General features: G+C 59.9%; 16 protein-coding genes. 10 read left to right on the top strand and 6 right to left on the bottom strand.

Translation table 11 applies throughout. The features are described 5' to 3' along the window. The first annotated feature begins 29 nt into the window (after window positions 1–29). The 8 genes from PMI35_RS05120 to PMI35_RS05085 all read left to right on the top strand — a co-directional run bounded on the left by PMI35_RS05120 (window position 30) and on the right by PMI35_RS05085 (window position 8,812). Window positions 30–797, top strand: a complete 768-nt coding sequence (locus PMI35_RS05120; RefSeq protein WP_008064671.1) for a TerC family protein — start codon at window positions 30–32, stop codon at window positions 795–797. Window positions 798–1,012: 215 nt separating this feature from the next. Next, window positions 1,013–2,671, top strand: a complete 1,659-nt coding sequence (locus tag PMI35_RS05115) for a Na/Pi cotransporter family protein (protein WP_008064674.1) — start codon at window positions 1,013–1,015, stop codon at window positions 2,669–2,671. A gap of 104 nt (window positions 2,672–2,775) precedes the next feature. Beyond that, a complete protein-coding gene (locus PMI35_RS05110; RefSeq protein ID WP_008064675.1) occupies window positions 2,776–4,152 on the top strand; it encodes a M16 family metallopeptidase in 1,377 nt (458 codons plus the stop codon). Window positions 4,153–4,217: 65 nt separating this feature from the next. Continuing rightward, window positions 4,218–5,246, top strand: a complete 1,029-nt coding sequence (locus PMI35_RS05105) for a DUF5924 family protein (RefSeq protein WP_008064678.1) — start codon at window positions 4,218–4,220, stop codon at window positions 5,244–5,246. A 54-nt stretch (window positions 5,247–5,300) separates the two neighbouring features. Further along, entirely contained in the window at window positions 5,301–6,449 is a 1,149-nt protein-coding gene (locus PMI35_RS05100) for an ABC transporter permease (RefSeq protein WP_008064680.1), read from the top strand. After that, entirely contained in the window at window positions 6,446–7,249 is an 804-nt protein-coding gene (locus tag PMI35_RS05095; RefSeq protein WP_008064682.1) for an ABC transporter ATP-binding protein, read from the top strand. The genes PMI35_RS05100 and PMI35_RS05095 overlap by 4 nt, the downstream gene beginning before the upstream one ends. 1 nt (window position 7,250) lies before the next feature. Continuing rightward, window positions 7,251–8,189 (top strand): MlaD family protein, encoded by a 939-nt coding sequence (locus PMI35_RS05090; protein WP_008064684.1) that lies wholly within the window; start codon window positions 7,251–7,253, stop codon window positions 8,187–8,189. Then, a complete protein-coding gene (locus PMI35_RS05085) occupies window positions 8,186–8,812 on the top strand; it encodes an ABC-type transport auxiliary lipoprotein family protein (RefSeq protein ID WP_008064685.1) in 627 nt (208 codons plus the stop codon). The genes PMI35_RS05090 and PMI35_RS05085 overlap by 4 nt, the downstream gene beginning before the upstream one ends. A gap of 118 nt (window positions 8,813–8,930) precedes the next feature. Here PMI35_RS05085 and PMI35_RS05080 read toward each other — a convergent pair whose 3' ends face one another. The 4 genes from PMI35_RS05080 to PMI35_RS05065 all read right to left on the bottom strand — a co-directional run bounded on the left by PMI35_RS05080 (window position 8,931) and on the right by PMI35_RS05065 (window position 12,966). Then, window positions 8,931–10,160: a nucleoside recognition domain-containing protein gene (locus tag PMI35_RS05080; RefSeq protein WP_008064687.1), complete on the bottom strand. Its 1,230-nt coding sequence runs from the start codon at window positions 10,158–10,160 to the stop codon at window positions 8,931–8,933. A gap of 208 nt (window positions 10,161–10,368) precedes the next feature. After that, window positions 10,369–11,700, bottom strand: a complete 1,332-nt coding sequence (gene gltP, locus PMI35_RS05075; RefSeq protein WP_008064689.1) for a glutamate/aspartate:proton symporter GltP — start codon at window positions 11,698–11,700, stop codon at window positions 10,369–10,371. Between the two features lie 742 nt (window positions 11,701–12,442). Then, window positions 12,443–12,607 (bottom strand): DUF1328 domain-containing protein, encoded by a 165-nt coding sequence (locus tag PMI35_RS34245; RefSeq protein WP_003177151.1) that lies wholly within the window; start codon window positions 12,605–12,607, stop codon window positions 12,443–12,445. A gap of 71 nt (window positions 12,608–12,678) precedes the next feature. Continuing rightward, window positions 12,679–12,966: a hypothetical protein gene (locus PMI35_RS05065; RefSeq protein WP_008064690.1), complete on the bottom strand. Its 288-nt coding sequence runs from the start codon at window positions 12,964–12,966 to the stop codon at window positions 12,679–12,681. Window positions 12,967–13,397: 431 nt separating this feature from the next. On the opposite strand from PMI35_RS05065, the gene algB reads away from it, so the two are divergent. After that, entirely contained in the window at window positions 13,398–14,744 is a 1,347-nt protein-coding gene (algB, locus tag PMI35_RS05060) for a sigma-54-dependent response regulator transcription factor AlgB (protein ID WP_008064691.1), read from the top strand. A 10-nt stretch (window positions 14,745–14,754) separates the two neighbouring features. Then, window positions 14,755–16,539 carry a KinB sensor domain-containing domain gene (locus tag PMI35_RS05055; RefSeq protein WP_008064692.1) on the top strand — a complete coding sequence of 595 codons (1,785 nt, stop codon included), beginning with the start codon at window positions 14,755–14,757 and terminating at the stop codon, window positions 16,537–16,539. Window positions 16,540–16,545: 6 nt separating this feature from the next. On the opposite strand, the gene PMI35_RS05050 is transcribed toward PMI35_RS05055, so the two are convergent. Beyond that, window positions 16,546–18,159, bottom strand: coding sequence for an EAL domain-containing protein (locus PMI35_RS05050; RefSeq protein WP_008064693.1), 1,614 nt, complete (start codon window positions 18,157–18,159; stop codon window positions 16,546–16,548). Window positions 18,160–18,234: 75 nt separating this feature from the next. Beyond that, a complete protein-coding gene (locus tag PMI35_RS05045) occupies window positions 18,235–19,014 on the bottom strand; it encodes an N-acetylmuramoyl-L-alanine amidase (RefSeq protein WP_008064694.1) in 780 nt (259 codons plus the stop codon). Window positions 19,015–19,053: the final 39 nt, after the last annotated feature.

The raw sequence follows: 19,053 nt of genomic DNA on the forward strand, positions 1-19,053 counted from the left end.
TGGTTTAACAATCGCTCAAAGGAATACACATGGAATGGCTGACCAACCCTGAAATCTGGGTTGCCTTCTTTACCCTGACCGCCCTGGAAATCGTCCTGGGTATCGATAACATCATCATGATTTCGATCCTGGTCAGCCGCATGCCCAAGCACATGCAACAGCGCACCCGGATTTTCGGCCTGGCGCTGGCCATGGTCACGCGGATTCTGTTGCTGCTGTCGATCACCTGGGTCATGCGTCTTACCGCCGACCTGTTCGAAGTGTTCGGCCAGGGTATCTCCGGGCGTGACCTGATCCTGTTCTTCGGTGGCCTGTTTCTGCTGTGGAAGAGCTCGCAAGAGATGTACCACGCGCTGGAAGGTGAAGACGAAAGCGATGACGAGCCTTCGATGAAGGGCGGCAACTTCCTCTACACCATCATCCAGATCGCGATCATCGACATCGTGTTCTCGCTGGACTCGGTGATCACCGCCGTCGGCATGGTCTCCCACGTACCGGTCATGGTGGCCGCGATTGTCGTGGCGGTACTGGTGATGATGCTGGCCTCGGGCACGATCAGCGCGTTCATCGACAAACATCCTTCGTTGAAGATGCTGGCGCTGGCGTTCCTGTTGATCGTCGGTATGGTGCTGATTGCCGAAGCCTTCGACGTGCATGTGCCAAAAGGGTACGTCTACTTCGCCATGGCGTTCTCGCTGGCGGTGGAAGCGATCAACATCAAGATGCGCACCGCGATTGCGAAAAAGAAGAAGCAGCAGGATCCGGTGAAACTGCGCAAGGACATTCCGGGGCAGTAACCCGAATGCTTTGCTGAACAAAAAGGGGCCTTCGGGCCCCTTTTTCTTTATCTGCATCAAACTGTTTTCATGACAGTTTCATTTCAATCGCTTCTTTAGCTATGCGATGCTGGCGCCCAGACCGTTAGCCAACTACAGCTTAAGTACAGAACGTAGAACGACGCGCGGCACTTTCAACTTGCTCCTTTGGGGCGCTACCACCACAGGGGGCCTGCATGCTCACCCTGCTCAATCTTCTTTCAGCCGTGGCCTTGCTGATCTGGGGCACACACATCGTCCGAACCGGCATCTTGCGGGTCTACGGCTCCAACCTGCGTCACGTCATCGGCCAGAACATGTCCAAGCGCTGGCTGGCGTTCATCTCAGGGATCGTCGTGACCGCGATGGTCCAGAGCAGTAACGCCACGGCGATGCTCGTCACCTCGTTCGTCGGCCAGGGCCTGATGGCGCTGACCCCCGCCCTGGCAACGATGCTCGGGGCCGATGTCGGTACGGCGTTGATGGCGCGGGTGCTGACTTTCGATCTGTCATGGCTCTCGCCACTGCTGATATTTCTCGGGGTGATTTTCTTCCTGTCGCGCAAACAGACGCGGCTCGGGCAAATGGGCCGCGTGAGCATTGGCCTGGGGTTGATCATTCTGGCGCTGCAATTGATTGTCGAAGCGGCCGCGCCGATCACCCACGCCCAAGGGGTGAAAGTGATTTTCGCCTCGCTAACCGGCGACATTTTGCTCGACGCCCTGGTTGGCGCGTTGTTCGCGATGATTTCCTACTCCAGCCTGGCGGCGGTCCTGCTGACCGCGACCCTCGCCGGCGCCAGCGTGATCAGCCTGCCGGTGGCCATCGGCTTGGTGATCGGTGCCAACATCGGCAGTGGCATTCTCGCGTTCCTCAGCACCAGCATGCAGAACGCCGCCGGCCGCCAGGTGGCGTTGGGCAGCCTGTTGTACAAGATGATCGGCCTGTTGCTGATCATTCCGGTGCTCGACCCCTTGGTGCACTGGATCGACAGCCTCGACTTCAGCCCCCAGGAGATGGTCATCGGCTTCCACCTGCTCTACAACACGGCGCGTTGCCTGGTCCTGCTGCCCAGTGTCGGGCCGATGGCCAGGTTCTGTGCGTGGATACTGCCCGAGCGCCCGCAAACCAACGGCATGGCCAAACCCCGGCACCTTGACCCGACAGCGTTGGTCACCCCAAGCCTGGCGTTGGCCAACGCTGCCCGGGAGACCCTGCGCATGGGCGATCTGATCGACAACATGCTGGAAGCCATGCTCGACGTGCTGCACGGCAAGCAAACCGCCGTGACCCAGGAGATGCGGCGTCTGACCGATGACGTCGAGGCGCTCTACAGTGCAATCAAGCTGTACCTGGCGCAAATGCCCCGGGAAGACCTCAGTGACCAGGACAGCCGGCGCTGGGCGGAAATCATTGAACTGGCGATCAACCTCAAGCTCGCCAGCGACTTGATCGAACGCATGCTGCGCAAAGTCCAGCAGCAGAAAACCTCCCAGCGCCGGTCGTTTTCCGAAGTGGGGCTGGAAGAATTGGCCGGGCTGCACAGCCAGTTGATCTCCAACCTGCGCCTGGGTTTGTCGGTATTTCTCAGTGGCGACAAGGAAAGTGCCCGCCAATTGCTGCGTGAGAAACGTCGCTTTCGCGCACAGGAACGCCGCCTGGCCCACGCCCATGTCAGCCGTTTGCAACGTAAGATCGTGCAAAGTATCGAGACCAGTTCGCTGCACCTGGAATTGATTGCCGACATGAAGCGACTGAATTCACTGTTTTGCAGCAGTGCCTACGTGGTATTGGAAACGTCTGACACCGGGGCATTGGCTGTCGACGATTTGGCGGACATCACACATTCGCCTTGAACGTCTGGCACGGTGGTTAGTCAGTAACATTGATTCAGCCTCAAGGCCGTCATAGCGGATTGAAGGACGAAACGGATCTCCGATTGATTGCCGGGAAGCTCGTTATGCGTTGTCTGTTGTTCGCCTGTCTGTTGCTTGGCTCACTCCCCTCGTTTGCCCTGGATCGCTTCCAGGTCGAAGGCTACACCCTGCGCAACGGTTTGCAGATGTTGCTCAAGCCTGGCACCGAACGCGGCCATGTGGCGATTCGGCTGGTGGTTGGCGTAGGCCTGGATGATTTCGGTTGCGCCGAGAAAGAACTGCCGCACCTGCTTGAACACTTGCTGTTCAGCGGTATCGACGCCAGCGGTGAAGGCGGCCTGGAGGAGCGCATGCAGGCGCTGGGTGGCGAGTGGAACGCTTTCACCAGCAACGCCGACACCACCTTCGTGATCGAAGCCCCGGCGAAAAACCAGCGCAAGGTGCTCGATCTGCTGCTGGCGTTGCTGACGCAGACCCATTTCGACGACGACGCCATCCACGCCGCCAAGCAAGTGGTCGAGCGTGAAGACGGCGGCCACTACACGCACCTGCAACGCTGGCTGGATCGCCAGGACCTGGGCAATACCGCCAGCAAGCAACTGGCCGTGGAGCTGGGCCTCAAATGCCCTGAGCGCGCGGAAGTCGATCACCTGACCCGCGAACAGCTGGAGAAAGTCCGCAAGGGCTGGTACGCGCCCAACAACATGACGCTGATCGTCGTCGGCGACCTCGACCGTTTACTGCCGGCCTATCTGGATCGGGCTTATGGCGCGCTGACCGCCATCGACCCGACAGAGCACCCGCCCCTGCCACAAATCCAGGCCAGCGCTGCCCATGAGCGCAACCTGATTCACGGCTTCGTCGGTGGCGGGGCCAAGCTGCACTGGCTGGTACCGGAGCCGGTACTGGACGATCAGCACGACGTAACCTTCGACCTGCTCAAGGACTATCTGGACTGGGCACTCTATCGCCAGCTGCGCCTGGCACACAGCCTGTCCTATGGCCCCTGGGCCGAGCGCGAGGTGTTTGGCGGCGTTGGCTTCATGAGCCTGAATGCCGACCTGGATCGCGACGACGTGGCCGAAGCGCAGAAGGTGCTGGATGAATTGAAGGCTGGTTTGCTCAAGGACGGTCTCAATGCCGAGACCTTCAATCGCCTAAAACAGGCCGCCATCGCTCGACAGGCCTGGGCGGTGCAAGGCAACAGCGCATTGGCCGACTACTATTGGAGTGCCTTGGGAGACTACGAAAACGGCCGTTTCGCCAGCCCGGTAAAAGAATTGCAAGCGGTCACGCTGGCGCAAGCGAACAAGGCCATGCGCGAACTGCTCCTGCAACCGGGCTATGTGCGGATCGAAAAGCCGTTGGTGAGTTATGACCAGTTGATGTGGGCGATTGCCGGGGTATTGGGATTGTTGGTGTTGAGCCTGGCGGCATGGCGTTTTCATCGCAGAAAGTAAGCACTTTTCGCGGATGAGGCGGTAACCTGTCAAGGATTTTTCCTACGACTACTGTGAACCGCCGAATGCCGACCCTGACCCTTATCGTCCAGCGCATCCTCGAACTGATGAAGCGCTACCCCGGGGTCATTGCGCTCGGTGGTTTCATCTCCGGAATCGGCAGCTTCATCCTGGTGGATCGCCAGCAGGGCCTGGCGAGCTGGATCACCACCATCATGCTGATCAGCTGGATCTGGCTGATGCTGGAAAACAGCCTGACCAAGCTGTTCACCCGAATCTTCAAGCGGGAAATCCCCCAGCCACTGCTGCGCTATGCGACGCAGATGATTCACCAGGAAAGCCTGTTCTTCGTCCTGCCCTTCTTTTTCATCACCACGACGTGGAACAGCGGCCAGTTGTTCTTCACCGGGCTGCTGGGCATCGCGGCGCTGATTTCCATCATCGACCCGCTCTACTACAAGTGGCTGGCGCCCCGGCGCTGGGCGTTCCTGGCGCTGCACACCCTGACCCTGTTCGCCGCCCTGCTCACCGCATTGCCGGTCATCATGCACCTGACCACCGCGCAGAGCTTCAAATGGGCCCTGGGCATCGCCGTGCTGTTGTCGTTCCCCAGCCTGGCGTCGATCTTTCCGATCCGCACCGTGCGCAACGCCGTGGCGATCCTGAGTATTACCGTGGGTATCGGCGGTGTCGGCTGGGTACTGCGTTCATGGGTGCCGCCTGCGACCCTGTGGATGACCGACGTGGCCATCAGCACCCAGATGCAGGATCGCACCCCCGGCGCCAGCCTCGATGAGGTCAGCGCCGAGCAGATTCGCGGCGGCGGCCTCTATGCCTACACCGCGATCAATGCGCCGCGCGGGCTGGACGAGCGGATTTATCACGTGTGGCAATTCAACGGCAAAGAGGTCGATCGCATCCCTCTCGATATCCACGGTGGGCGCAAGGAAGGCTACCGGGCCTGGACCCACAAGCAGAACTTTCCTGGCAACCCGGCAGGCAAATGGCAGGTGCGGGTGTTGACCGAAGACGGCCAACTGATCGGTGTGTTGCGCTTCAAGGTGGCAGACAGCACACCGGTCAAAGAAAAGTGAGTCAGTTCGTGTTATTACATAGCTCTGCGTAATAGCCGAAAAAGCACGGAGCTTATGACCAGCAGCACAGTGGCCGGCAATGCCCAATTGGACACCTCGCACTCCCCGCCGCAGATTCGGGTGACGGGAGACTGGACGCTTGCCCATTACGCCGACCTCAAGCACCTGAGCGAAAAGCTCGAAGGCCAATACGACGACAGCACCCGCATCGATCTCAATGGCCTCGGCGCCCTTGATACCGCCGGCGCCTCGTTGTTGGTGGAGTTGCTGGGCTCCGAACGCCTGGGCCGATCCGCCGAACATCCCGATTGCACCCTCTCCTCCGCCGACCGCGCCTTGTTGCAGACCGTCTATCAGTCACTGACGGATTTCTGTGCGCCGCTCAAGGAGCCGGAAATCAGCGTAGGCATTCAATTGCTGACCCGCATTGGCCGCGCGGTGGACACCGTCTGGCAGGACACCCTGCAGCTGCTGGGGTTCGTCGGCCTGATTCTGGAAACCATCGTTCGTGGCCTGTTCCGCCCCAGCCGCTGGCGCATCACGCCGATGGTGGCGCACATCGAACAGACCGGCCTCGACGCCGCGCCCATCGTTGCCCTGCTGACCTTTCTGGTGGGCGCCGTGGTGGCCTTTCTCGGGGCGACAGTGCTGACCACGTTCGGCGCCAGCGTGTTCACGGTGGACCTGGTGGCGTTTGCCTTCCTGCGCGAGTTCGGTGTGCTGCTGACGGCGATTTTGATGGCCGGGCGCACCGCCAGTGCGTTCACCGCGCAGATCGGCTCGATGAAGGCCAACGAGGAAATCGACGCCATCCGCACCTTGGGCCTCGACCCCATGGAGTTGCTGGTAGTGCCGCGGGTCCTGGCCTTGCTGGTGGCATTGCCGATGCTGACCTTCCTGGCGATGGTCTCGGGGGTCATCGGTGGCGGCGTCGTCTGCGCCGTATCGCTGGATATTTCGCCGGCGATGTTCCTGTCGCTGCTGCAATCGGACATCGGCGTTCAGCATTTTCTGGTGGGGATCGTCAAAGCACCGATCTTCGCGTTTCTGATTGCCGCGATCGGTTGTCTGGAAGGCTTCAAAGTCAGCGGCAGCGCCGAGTCCGTCGGCGCCCACACCACCTCCAGCGTGGTGCAGTCGATTTTCGTGGTGATCGTGCTCGACGCCGTGGCCGCGCTGTTTTTCATGGAGATGAGCTGGTGAGTCGTTTACCCCGAGCGCCCGCCGAGGCGGTGATCGAAGTCCGTGGGCTGTGCAATCGTTTCGGCAGCCAGAGCGTGCACGAAAACCTCGACCTGGATCTGTACAAGGGCGAGATCCTGGCCGTGGTCGGCGGTTCCGGCAGCGGTAAATCAGTGCTGCTGCGCAGCATCGTCGGTTTGCGCCAGCCCAGCGAGGGTGAGGTGAAAGTCTTCGGTAAAAACCTGCCGACCCTGCCCGAGCACGAGCGGTCCCTGATCGAACGGCGCTTCGGTGTGCTGTTCCAGAAAGGCGCCCTGTTCTCTTCGTTGACCGTGACCGAGAACGTCGCCCTGCCCCTGATCGAACACGCGGGTTTGAGCCGTGACGATGCCGAGCACCTGGCGGCGGTGAAACTGGCCTTGGCCGGCTTGCCGCTGTCGGCGGCGGACAAGTACCCGGCGTCGCTGTCCGGCGGCATGATCAAGCGTGCGGCCCTGGCGCGGGCCCTGGCGCTGGACCCGGACATCCTGTTTCTCGACGAGCCCACCGCCGGTCTCGATCCGATTGGTGCCGCCGCTTTCGATCAACTGATCCTGACCCTGCGTGATGCCCTGGGCCTGAGTGTGTTCCTGGTCACCCACGACCTCGACACCCTCTACACCATCACCGACCGCGTGGCGGTGCTGGCGCAGAAGAAAGTGCTGGTGGCCGATGCCATTGATGTCGTCTCGGAAACCGACGACGCGTGGATTCACGAATACTTCCATGGCCCTCGCGGCCGCGCGGCGCTGACGGCCGCTCAACAGCTCAACGAGGTCTGACATGGAAACCCGAGCCCATCATGTATTGATCGGCCTGTTCACCGTGATTGTGGTGACAGGCGCCCTGCTCTTCGGCCTTTGGTTGGCCAAGTCCAGTGTCGACACCGAGTTCAAGGACTACGAGGTCGTGTTCAACGAGGCGGTCAGTGGCCTGTCCAAGGGCAGTTCGGTGCAGTACAGCGGGATCAAGGTCGGCGACGTGGTGTCGCTGCGCCTGGACCCGAAAGACCCGCGCCGGGTGCTGGCGCGGATCCGACTGGGCGGCGATACCCCGATCAAGGAAGACACTCAGGCCAAGCTGGCGCTGACCGGGGTCACCGGGACATCGATCATTCAGCTCAGCGGCGGTACGCCCCAGAGCCCGACGCTTAAAGGCAAGGACGGCAAACTGCCTACCATTATTGCTTCGCCCTCGCCCATCGCCCGTCTGCTCAATGACAGCAACGACCTGATGGCCGGGGTGAACACGTTGATGCACAACGCCAACCTGATGTTTTCCACGGAAAACATCGAGCGCATCAGCAAGACCCTGGAGCATCTTGAAGTCACCACCGGCACCATCGCCGACCAGCGTGGCGATATCCGTCAGGCGATGCAGCAATTGGCCGCGGTCGGCAAGCAGGCCAGCACCATGATGGAACAGACATCGGCGTTGATGCGCAACGCCAACGGCATGCTCAATGATCAGGGCAAGCAGATGTTCGGCAGCGCTGAGCAGGCCATGAAGTCCCTGGAACAGAGCACCGCGACGATCAACAAACTGCTGGTCACCAATCAGGATTCGCTCAATAACGGCATGCAGGGGCTCAATGGCCTGGCCCCGGCGGTGCGTGAACTGCGTGAAACCCTCACCTCGTTGCGCGCCATTTCTCAACGCCTGGAATCCAACCCCAGCGGCTACCTGCTGGGCAGTGACAAGAGCAAGGAATTCACCCCATGAAGCTGACCCGACTCGCCCTCCTCGCCAGCTTCACCCTGGTCAGCTCGTGCTCGATCCTGCCCAAGACCGAACCCTTCGAGCTCTACCGATTGCCGTCGGCGCATAGCAGCACATCGGCCAGTCAGGTCACGCCGCAACGCTGGTCGTTGCGCCTGAACAAACCCCAGGCCAGCGAAGCGTTGAACAGCCCGAACATCGCTGTCATTCCCCAGGGCGATGTGATCAGCAACTACAAGGGCGCACGCTGGAGCGATCCGGCGCCGGTGCTGGTGCGCAATCGCCTGCTCGATGGTTTCCAGCGTGATGGCCGGGTGACGCTGCTCAGTACCGATGACAGCAATTTCCAGGCGGATCTGGAGTTGGGCGGCAGCTTGCAGGCGTTTCAGACGGAGTATCAAGGCACCACCGCCAGTGTCGTGGTAAGGCTGGATGCGCTGCTGGTGCGTGGGTATGACCAGCGCATTCTTGCCAGCCGCCGCTTCGAGGTGCGCCAGCCATTGAATGATGTGAAGGTGCCCGCCGTTGTCAGCGGATTCGGCCAGGCCAACGATCAACTGACGGCACAGGTGGTGGCTTGGGCGGTGGAGCAAGGGCAGAAAATCGCGCCACCACCGAGATCATAAGCCTTACACAGGACCAAGTGTGGGAGCGAGCCTGCTCGCGAAGGCGTCCTGTCATTCAACATTGATGTTGGCTGACACACCGCTTTCGCGAGCAGGCTCGCTCCCACAGGGTTCTCTATCAGCCGAAGAACCAGTAGCAGACGCCAATAGCGCCCAGTACACCCGCCAATTCCGCCAGCAACGCACACCCCACCGCATGCCGCGCTCGCTGGATACCCACCGCACCGAAGTACACCGCCAGCACATAAAACGTGGTTTCGGTACTGCCCTGAATCGTCGCCGCCACCAGCGCCGGGAAGCTGTCCACACCCGATGTTTTCATCGTTTCGATCAACATCGCCCGGGCGGCGCTGCCGGAGAACGGCTTGACCATCGCAGTCGGCAGCGCATCGACAAAGCGCGTGTCCCAACCGGCCCATTCCACCAGGTGACGAATCCCGTCCAGGCCGAAATCCAGGGCGCCGGACGCCCGCAACACGCCCACGGCGCAGAGCATCGCCACCAGGTACGGCAGCAGGTTCTTCGCCACGTCGAAGCCTTCTTTGGCGCCTTCGACGAACGCTTCGTAGACCTTAACTTTGCGCAACGCGCCGATCACCAGGAACAGCATGATTATTCCAAATAGCGTCAGATTGCCGAGGATCGACGACAAACTGGCCAGTGCAGTGGCCGAGAGCGTTGCCAGCAATGCCATGAAGCCACCCAGGATCAGGGCGCCGGGAATCATGTAGGCCAGCACCACCGGGTCCCAGACACGCAGGCGTTGCATGAACGCTACGGCCAGGAAGCCGACGATGGTCGAGCAACTGGTGGCCAGCAGGATTGGCAGGAACACCAGCGTCGGGTCGGGCGCGCCCTGCTGGGCGCGGTACATGAAAATCGTCACCGGGAGCAGGGTCAGGGAGGAGGCGTTGAGTACCAGGAACAGAATCTGCGCGTTGCTGGCGATCGTATCGCTGGGATTGAGCTCCTGCAGGGCCTTCATGGCCTTGAGGCCGATGGGTGTGGCGGCATTGTCCAGGCCCAGGCCGTTGGCGGCGAAGTTCAGGGTAATGAGGCCGATGGCGGGGTGGCCGGCCGGGACTTCCGGCATCAGGCGCAAAAACAGCGGCCCGAGGGCCTTGGCCAGCCATTCGACGATCCCGGCCTTCTCGGCGATCCGCAGAAAGCCCAGCCACAGGGTGAGGGTGCCAAACAGCAGGACCATGACCTCGACCGACAACTTGGCCATGGCGAAGATGCTTTCCACCATCGCCGCGAAGATCCCGGCGTTGCCGCCGATCAGCCATTGCGCCAGCGCCGACACGGCAGCCACGATGAAGAAGCCAAGCCACAGGCCATTAAGCATCAGTCAAATCCCCCAAAAGATGCGCGAATGATAGCGGGGTGGCCAGAAACGACAAACCCCGGATTTCTCCGGGGTTTGCGTATATGTCCTACAGACTCTTGTAGGAGCCGGCTTGCCGGCGAATGCGTCATCATTAGCGATGCAAGGCTTGAAGGCCTCTTCGCTGCGATGCGGCGACCCGACGAGCCAGCTCCTACAAGGTTGTGCGTCAGTTGCTGGAGGTTTCACCTGCCGGCAACTTTTCCTTGCTGCGCCAGTGCGGCAGGGAGTTCCAGTAGCGCTGGCCCTTGGCGTCGTCGTACATGCCTTCCCAACGAGAGATGACCAGTACGGCCAGGGCGTTGCCGATCACGTTCAGAGCGGTACGCGCCATGTCCATCACACGGTCGACACCGGCGATGAATGCCAGGCCTTCGAGCGGGATACCGACGCTGCCCAGGGTGGCCAGCAGCACCACGAAGGACACGCCCGGTACGCCAGCGATGCCTTTGGAGGTGACCATCAGGGTCAGTACCAGCAGCAATTGCTGGCTGATCGACAGGTCGATGCCGTACAACTGGGCAATGAAGATGGCCGCGATGCTCTGGTACAGGGTCGAACCGTCCAGGTTGAACGAGTAACCGGTCGGCACCACGAAGCTGCAAACGGCTTTTGGCGCGCCGTAGGCTTCCATCTTCTCGATCACACGTGGCAGCACGGTTTCGGAGGAGGCGGTGGAGTAGGCCAGCACCAGCTCATCCTTGAAGATGCGCATCAGCTTGAGCACCGAGAAGCCGAACAGGCGAGCGATCAGGCCCAGTACCACGAAGGCGAAGAAGGCGATGGCGAAATAAACCAGGATCACCAGTTTTGCCAGTGGCAGCAGGGACGCGAAGCCGAAGTTAGCCACGGTCACCGCGATCAGTGCGAACACGCCGATCGGCGCGTAGTTCATGATCATGTGGGTGACCTTGAACATGCTTTCCGATACGCCCTGGAACATCTTCACCAGCGGCTCGCGCAGGTCCGCCTGCAAGCTCGACAAACCGAGACCGAACAGTACGGAGAAGAAGATGATCGGCAGCATTTCGCCGCGGGCCATGGCCGCGAAGATGTTCGACGGGATCAGGTTGAGGATGGTTTCGATGAACGCGTGTTCATGCTGAACCTCGGCCGCCGTGGCCTGGTACTTGGAAATGTCCACAGTGCCCAGGGTGCTCATGTCGATGCCGGCACCTGGATGGAACAGGTTGGCCAGCAGCAGACCGACCACGATGGCGATGGTGGTGACGATCTCGAAGTAAATGATGGTCTTGAGGCCGATGCGCCCAAGCTTCTTGGCGTCACCGACGCCGGCAATGCCCACGATCAGGGAAGAGATGACGATCGGGATCACGATCATCTTGATCAGACGGATAAAGATATCGCCTGCCGGTTGCAGGACGTTGCTGATCCACCAGGCTTTTTCGGCACTGAAATGGTTGAGCAGCGCACCGATTGCAATCCCCAATACCAGACCGATGAGGATCTGCCAGGCGAGGCTAAGCTTTGCCTTCTTCATATCTTTACCCTTACTTCAGTTTGACTCGAACACATGCATGAGCGGCTTCGCTTGTGGCGAAAATGTCAGTGCACCTGTCCCCGTATAAGGAGCCCCGGAGCGCTTGTTAATGGCTCTCTGGCAGGCGAAAAAAGGCGCAACTATTCCGATGCAAGGAAGCGACGTCTAATGCCGTAAACGCCTACCCTATGCCGAATCGGCATGAGGTTTTTTGAGTGAAACGCGCGTCCCAACCGGTTCGAATACGACATATTGGCAGGCATAAGTGCCGTGAACCGGCCATCACAGAGCAGGTTGTGTGTTTTTTGAACAGGGGGGAAGGGTGTCAAAATGACGGAAAATCGCAAGATGCGCACGGAGACCTGAGCGCAAAAGACAGGCGATTTTTCTCGATGTACGGTCGCTTATGAAGCCCCGCAAGACTATTTCTCGCGGGCGTTTTGAGATTCAAGCCCTACGCAAGCCCGTCGAGCCGTGGTTGGCCGGCGAACTTGCGTGGCAGCTTTCCTGACCCGGCCCTTGCGCAGGCACTCCCTGTACCCGTAGGTCACTCCGCCCCTGAAACAGGCAGAACATCCCGACCCCTTGGTCATGCGCCTGCCTTCCTCAGGTGGCGCAGCGGGAAAGAAGCGATGCGCATCTTTCGCGTCTTGAATTCATTACTACTTCGGATCTGCGCTTGCCATGGCACTGCCGCCCGGTAGCAGGGCGGCTGCCAGTGTCTTTAGCGAAACGCTCATGTTCACCCTCGGCCGCGACGGCCAAAGAAGAAGGAAGCAATGAACATCACCAGGAACACGACAAAGAGAATCTTGGCGATACCCGTGGCGGTGCCCGCGATACCACCGAAGCCCAATACTGCAGCGATGATGGCAATGATCAAGAATGTGATTGCCCAGCTCAACATGGTGATTCTCCTTACGCTTCTATTTAGAGGTATTGCTATCCCGGCGCGTCGAGCGCACCAAGTCGATGTGCTCAGAACACCCAGCGTTCCTGACGAGGCATGTCATTGGCCGGCTGGGCCTGATCGACGTCCATCATTCTCATCGGGGTGTTATCTACCAAACCGCTTCCCGCCGCGCTGAATTGGGTTTGGGTCGGATGCTCAAACGAAATTTGCGGGGCTTCTGGCTGCTGGCTCTGTTCCCACAGAAGAAACTGTTGACCGGCGATCAAGGTGATCACCAGTGCAAGTACCGCAAACAGGCCTTGCTGAACATGCAGTGGCGAGAGATGCAATTGGGCGGCACGTTGGCGATTCATCCTGAAGCTCCTCCCACGCTGGGGAAATCGGTTGAGGGCATTTGTTGTTGCCCTGCGTTAATCAGGTTATTGCAGCCTGCATGCCAGCTTTTTTTCTTTAAAAAATCGTTTAAAAACAGATAGTTATGCTTGTTAGGAGAATGTGGGCCGACGCATCCTGCACGATGAGCCCTCACACCGTCGTGCGTAATGCACGACTCATCGGAAAGAGATCGCAATATTTTTGAATTGAGAGGAGGGCGCGGCTGTCAGAAATGGACGCAAGGCATCTCTGATAGGGGTTTCCTTTGGAGCAAGCGCAATTGCGGGCGCTCCAGCGAGGGGACAGGAGTTAGCTACCCTGCTAAGGCAGGAATGGATCAGAATAAACCATGCAACTTGCCCGATTTTTCCGGGACTAACCAAGATCATTCATTAAGGAGCGTAGGAAAATGGAATCCGCCACTGAGCATCAAGGCCGCATTCTTCTGGTGGATGATGAATCTGCCATCCTGCGAACCTTCCGCTATTGCCTTGAAGATGAAGGTTACAGCGTGGCGACCGCTAATAGCGCTGCGCAAGCGGAAGCCTTGCTGCAGCGGCAGGTCTTCGACCTGTGCTTCCTGGATTTGCGCCTGGGAGAGGACAACGGCCTCGACGTTCTGGCGCAGATGCGCATCCAGGCCCCATGGATGCGCGTGGTGATCGTCACCGCGCATTCGGCCGTAGATACTGCCGTGGATGCGATTCAGGCGGGTGCCGCCGATTATCTGGTCAAGCCGTGCAGCCCCGATCAGTTGCGCCTGGCCACGGCCAAACAGCTGGAAGTGCGGCAATTGTCAGCACGTCTGGAGGCGCTGGAAGGTGAGGTCCGTAAACCCAAGGACGGCCTGGACTCCCACAGCCCGGCAATGAAGGTCGTGCTTGAGACTGCCCGTCAGGTGGCCACAACCGACGCCAACATCCTGATCCTTGGCGAGTCCGGCACCGGTAAAGGCGAGTTGTCCCAAGCGATTCATGGCTGGAGCAAGCGCTCGAAAAAGTCCTGTATCACCATCAACTGCCCGTCGCTGACGGCCGAACTCATGGAAAGCGAGCTGTTCGGGCACAGCCGGGGTGCATTTACCGGCGCCAGCGAAAGCACCTTGGGGCGCGTCAACCAAGCCGATGGCGGGACCTTGTTTCTAGACGAAATCGGCGATTTTCCCCTGGTTTTGCAACCAAAGTTGCTGCGCTTCATTCAAGACAAAGAGTACGAGCGGGTGGGTGACCCAGTCACCCGTCGCGCCGATGTGCGCATTCTGGCGGCCACCAACCAGAATCTCGAAGACATGGTGCGCGACGGCCGTTTCCGCGAGGACCTGCTGTATCGCCTCAATGTCATTACGCTGCACCTGCCGCCATTGCGCGAACGCCGGGAAGACATTCTCACCCTCGCTGACCGGTTTCTGGCCCGTTTCGTCAAGGAGTACGCACGTCCGGCACGGGGTTTCAGTGATGAGGCCCGTGAGGCGCTCCTCGGTTACCGCTGGCCCGGGAACATTCGCGAGCTGCGTAACGTTGTGGAGCGCGCGAGCATCATTTGCCCGCAGGAGCGGGTGGAGATCAGCCACCTGGGCATGGCCGAAGCACCGATCAATAACGCCCCGCGTATCGGTGCCCCGTTAAGCCTGGATGAGCTGGAAAAGGCCCATATCGGTGCTGTCCTCGCCACCGCGGGTACGCTGGATCAAGCCGCCAAAACCCTGGGGATCGACGCGTCGACGCTGTATCGCAAGCGCAAGCAGTACAACCTGTGAGTTCGCGGCGATGAAGCTGGCGATGAAGTTGCAGACCCGTCTTTTCCTCAGCATTTCTGCGCTGATCACTGTGGCACTGCTTGGGCTGCTGCTCGGTCTTGTCAGCGTGTTGCAGATGGCCGGGAGCCAGGAAGCGTTGGTGCGCAACAACTTCGTCACCCTGGACCTGGGGCTCAAGTTGCGGCAGACACTGGGCGATCAGTTGCTCGTCATGCTCAGCGAAAACAATGATCCGGCCGCCTTCGAAGCGGCCAGGAAGCGTTACCTTGAGCTGCTGGATGAGGGTATCGCCCAAGAGCCGCCGGGTGAAATCCAGGGTTTCAAAAAGGCCAAGGCCGACTATTTGAGCTTTATTGGTGCGTATGAAGTGTCCGCTGACCCGACGCGCGTGCTCAGTGGCAACGATGAGCTGACTGAAAAATTCAATCTATTGCGCAATGGCTTGATTGCCGAACACAAGCGGGCGCTGGATGACATCAGTACCGTCGAACGCAAGGCCCGTGAGCGTGCGCTGCTGATCGCCGGGCTGCTTGGCCTGGTCGGGCTGGCGGTGCTGGTCATCGGCTTCATCACCGCCCACGCCATTGCGCGGCGTTTCGGTGAGCCCATCGAGGCTCTCGCGCAGGCGGCGGATAATATTGGCCAGGGAAATTTCGACGTCACGCTGCCGGTGTCCTCGGCCGTTGAGCTGAATCAGCTGACCCGGCGATTCGGGATCATGGCCGAGGCGCTGCGCGAACATCAGGCCACCAACGTCGATGAGTTGCTGGCGGGACAGCAGCGGTTGCAGGCGGTGCTCGACGGCATCGACGATGGCTTGTTGATGATCGATCGCCAAGGGCACCTGGAACACCTCAACCCGGTGGCGCAACGCCAGCTGGGCTGGGACACCGATCGACTCGGGCGAGGCCTGGGGGAAGCGCTGGAGCATCCCGAACTCGATGAACAACTGCAGCTGGTACTGCGTGGCGGTACGTTGGAGCGTATGCCGGATGACCTGAATATCGAGGTTGAAGGCGAGACGCGTTTGCTGACTTATAGCCTGACACCTGTCATCCATACCCAGGGCCATATCCTCGGTGCGGTGATGGTGCTGCACGATGTGACGGAACAGCGTGCCTTCGAACGGGTGCGTAGCGAGTTCGTCTTGCGCGCCTCCCATGAATTGCGCACGCCCGTTACCGGCATGCACATGGCATTTGGCCTGTTTCGCGAGCGCGCGCATTTCCCGCCAGAATCCCGGGAAGCGGACCTGCTGGACACGGTAAACGAAGAAATGCAGCGGCTGATGCAGCTGATCAACGACTTGCTGAACTTCTCCCGCTACCAGAACGGCTTGCAGAAACTCACCCTGGCGCCGTGCTCCATCGAGGATTTACTGGAACAAGCGCAGATTCGCTTTACCGACGGTGCGCAAGAGAAGGGCGTCGAGCTGTTGGTGGAAGTCCAGGGACCCTTGCCACGGTTGCAAGCCGATCAGCCGCAACTGGACAGAGTGCTCGACAATCTGATCGATAATGCGCTGCGCCATACCGCCGCTGGCGGACTGATACGCTTGCAAGCCCGGCGCCATGGGGAGCGGGTTATCATCAGCGTCGAAGATAACGGTGAAGGCATTGCCTATGGGCAACAGGGTCGAATCTTCGAGCCCTTTGTCCAGGTCGGCCGCAAGAAAGGCGGGGCTGGGCTGGGCTTGGCGTTGTGCAAGGAAATCGTGCAGCTGCATGGTGGCCGGATGGGCGTTTACTCACGACCGGGGCAGGGGACTCAGTTCTATATGACGTTGACCGTGTAATTGCTTTTACGCTTCGTCATCCAGGCGTCGACCGGCCAGTCGGCGGCCTCGGGTTATCAGCTCAATGAACTGCACCGCACTCAGTGCATGAGCGAACAGCCAGCCCTGGCCGAACCTAACCCCCTCACTGCTCAGGAGCGCCGCCTGGGCTTCATGCTCGATACCCTCGGCAATCACCTTCAAGTGCAGTGACTGGGCCATGTGAATGATATGCGGCGCCACACCGCTGCTCGCCGCGTCATGGCCGAGCGCATCGATGAAAGCCTTGTCGATCTTCAGGCAATCCACCGGCAGGGTTTGCAGGTAGGCGAGGCTGCAGTAGCCGGTGCCAAAGTCATCGATCAGTACCTGATGCCCGACATCCCGCAAGGCTTGCAGGTTTTCCCGGGCCACCACCACATCGATCAATCCGCGTTCGGTGACTTCGAAGGCAATCTGCTTGGCCGCGACCCGGTGCAGGGTCAACAAGCGAGCCATCACTTGGCCGATCCGCGGGACCATGACATCGCAGGCCGCCAGGTTGACCGAGATGTACAGCTGCGGATTGGCCCGCAGCAGTTGCCCCAACTGTTCAAGCAGGCGTTGCAGGACAAAGTCGGTCATCTGGCGGATCTGTCCGGTGTTCTCTGCCATCGGGATGAACAGATCGGGACTGGTCAGGGTGCCATCCGGCCGTCGCCAGCGCAGCAAGGCCTCAGCCCCGACGCAGTTGCGGCTGTCGAGGTCGAAGATCGGCTGATACAGCACCTGCAACTCACCTCGGCGGATGGCGCCCGTCAGCTCCGCGTCCAGTGACTGGCGCTGGCGCACCAGCAAAAACACCAGGAAGCCCACGCACAGTGCCAATAGCAGGCAGGCGGGCAGCAACCACCACCACACGGGTGGTATATGGGTGCCACTGCGCGGGCTTATCAGTACCAGTTGGTACTCCGGGTTGTCGGTGGGCATGCGGTAAATCAACTTGGTCTGGGTGACTTGCAGCGCATCGCGGGTTTTCGGGGGCCAATGGCCGGTGGGTGGCCAGGCTTGCGCAACGCCCAGTACCGGAATCGCCCGGGTGCCATGGTCAAGGACTACCAGCAGGCTGCTTCCCGGCGAAAGATCGACCATGTCGGTCAAATGGCCGCGTGACGTCGCGACCCGGAAATTGCCGCGTCCAAGCATCAGCGCGGCACGGTTTTCATCGGGCTCGGTGGTGGTGTTCAACCAGTAACTGTAGGTGGGGCCCTGGATGTCCGGTGGGCGTATCAATGACAAACCTTCCTGGCGCGGACGGTTGGAGCAGATTCTTGAGGCGTCCATGTAGGCCGCCTCATAGACGAAACGGTAATTGAAGCTGACCTGCTGCAGGGTCGCGATCATGTCGTCATCGCAGCTACGCAGCGGCTGGGCTTCCAGGTCATCAAGGCTTTCGCGCAACTGCCCGAACAGTTGCTCCAGCCGAGCGAGAAAACGTTCACCCTGGGCGTTCATTTCCCAGCTTTCGTTTTGCTCAACCTGGTGAATGGCGACAAAGTAGCTTCCGGCCATCATCAACGTAGCGCTCAAGACAGCAGCCAGCATCGCCAGAAACCAAGGGCGATAGAACCAGCTGCGAAGTGTCTCTCGAGCAACAGTCATTATGGAATATCCGACGGATTACCAATGAGTTATAGCTGCTATTTGAGAAATGCGCTGACCGTCGGGCGATCGTCATTATTTTGTCTGATTTAAAACCTGAAGCAGCGCTGCCGTTTGTGCATCCGGCGTACCGTCAAAACGCGACGGTCGGAAATGCATCTGGAAGGCCGCCAGCACATGGCGGGTAGCGACATCCAGTTCGCCGGTTTGCGGCGTGTCATAACCGACGCGTGCCAGTTGTGCCTGGAACCAGCTGATGCTCGGCAGCTGTGTTTCGAACCGGGGTTGCTGGCGGGCTACGGCTTGCTCGTTCGGCCATATTCCGATCCCTTGTTCAGCCAGGCGCTTCCAGGGAAACAGAGGCCCCGGATCAAGCTTGCGCAAGGGCGCGATGTCGCTATGGCCGACAATACTGCGAGGGCTGATTGCGTAGCGCTGGCTGATGTCCTTGAGCAGGACGATCAGGGACTCGACCTGCGCTTCGGAGTAGGGGTACCACAGGCGCCCGGTCGGGGTGTCCTTGAAGCCCGGATTGACGATTTCAATGCCGATGGAACTGGAGTTCATCCACGTCCTGCCTTGCCATTGGCTTTCCCCGGCGTGCCAGGCCCGCAGGTTTTCATCCATCAGCTTGTAGATGGTCGCCTTTTTGTCGTCGCCGATCAGGTAGTGGCTGCTGACTTCGCCATGGGTCAGCAGTTGCAGCGAGCGCTCCAGCGATGCATTGGTGTAGTGGAGCACGACGAACTGAATACGACTGTCGTGATTGGGCGAAGCATGGCTGGTGTCGTAGCGCGGACCACTGGCGCAGCCGGCCAGCAGGATCAGCGACACGATGAGAGCAAGATATTTCATGGAGGGAAGCCAATACGCTAGAGACAGTAATGCAACAGT

It is taken from the genome of Pseudomonas sp. GM78 (assembly GCF_000282475.1).
Classification (GTDB): Bacteria; Pseudomonadota; Gammaproteobacteria; order Pseudomonadales; family Pseudomonadaceae; genus Aquipseudomonas.